The following is a 1,517-nucleotide window of genomic DNA, read 5'->3' on the forward strand; positions in this document are numbered from 1 at the left end:
CCCGCTACATTTTCGGCGCAGAGTCACTCGACCAGTGAGCTATTACGCACTCTTTAAATGGTGGCTGCTTCTAAGCCAACATCCTGGTTGTCTAAGCAACTCCACATCCTTTTCCACTTAACGTATACTTTGGGACCTTAGCTGGCGGTCTGGGCTGTTTCCCTTTCGACTACGGATCTTATCACTCGCAGTCTGACTCCCAAGGATAAGTCATTGGCATTCGGAGTTTGACTGAATTCGGTAACCCGGTAGGGGCCCCTAGTCCAATCAGTGCTCTACCTCCAAGACTCTTACCTTGAGGCTAGCCCTAAAGCTATTTCGGAGAGAACCAGCTATCTCCAGGTTCGATTGGAATTTCTCCGCTACCCACACCTCATCCCCGCACTTTTCAACGTGCGTGGGTTCGGGCCTCCATTCAGTGTTACCTGAACTTCACCCTGGACATGGGTAGATCACCTGGTTTCGGGTCTACGACCACGTACTCATGCGCCCTATTCAGACTCGCTTTCGCTGCGGCTCCGCATCTTCTGCTTAACCTTGCACGAGATCGTAACTCGCCGGTTCATTCTACAAAAGGCACGCCATCACCCGTTAACGGGCTCTGACTACTTGTAGGCACACGGTTTCAGGATCTCTTTCACTCCCCTTCCGGGGTGCTTTTCACCTTTCCCTCACGGTACTGGTTCACTATCGGTCACTAGGGAGTATTTAGCCTTGGGAGATGGTCCTCCCGGATTCCGACGGAATTTCACGTGTTCCGCCGTACTCAGGATCCACTCAGGAGAGAACGAAGTTTCGACTACAGGGCTGTTACCTCCTATGGCGGGCCTTTCCAGACCTCTTCATCTACCTCGTTCCTTTGTAACTCCGTACAGAGTGTCCTACAACCCCAAGAGGCAAGCCTCTTGGTTTGGGCTAGATTCCGTTTCGCTCGCCGCTACTCAGGAAATCGCATTTGCTTTCTCTTCCTCCAGGTACTTAGATGTTTCAGTTCCCTGGGTCTGTCTTCCATACCCTATGTATTCAGGTAAGGATACCACTCCATTACGAGTAGTGGGTTTCCCCATTCGGAAATCTCCGGATCAAAGCTTGCTTACAGCTCCCCGAAGCATATCGGTGTTCGTCCCGTCCTTCATCGGCTCCTAGTGCCAAGGCATCCACCGTGCGCCCTTAAAAACTTGGCCACAGATGCTCGCGTCCACTGTGCAGTTCTCAAACAACGACCAGCCACCCATCACCCCGTCCTCACGGACGAGTGCACTGGGGCCGGCAACCGAAGGCGACCTCACGGCCATACCTTCAGATACCCAACAGCGTGCCCGACCCGGTCCCGCCCGGAGATCATGCTTTCCACGCTCCGAAGAGCAGTACTCACAGCCTCCGACCCGTGAACCCGGTCGAATAGTCAACGTTCCACCCTTGAGCAACCACCGTCGGACATTTGCCGACGAAATGGCTCTTGGACCACCAGGTGAAACCCGGCAGCCAAAGTGCTCCTTAGAAAGGAGGTGATCCAG

General features: G+C 53.7%; 1 rRNA gene. It reads right to left on the bottom strand.

The features are described 5' to 3' along the window. A 23S ribosomal RNA gene (locus tag ACFRAU_RS26030) occupies positions 1 to 1,184 on the bottom strand; the annotation flags it as partial. Positions 1,185 to 1,517 lie beyond the last annotated feature (333 nt).

It is taken from the genome of Arthrobacter sp. NPDC056691 (assembly GCF_042791415.1).
Lineage (GTDB): Bacteria > Actinomycetota > Actinomycetes > Actinomycetales > Micrococcaceae > Arthrobacter.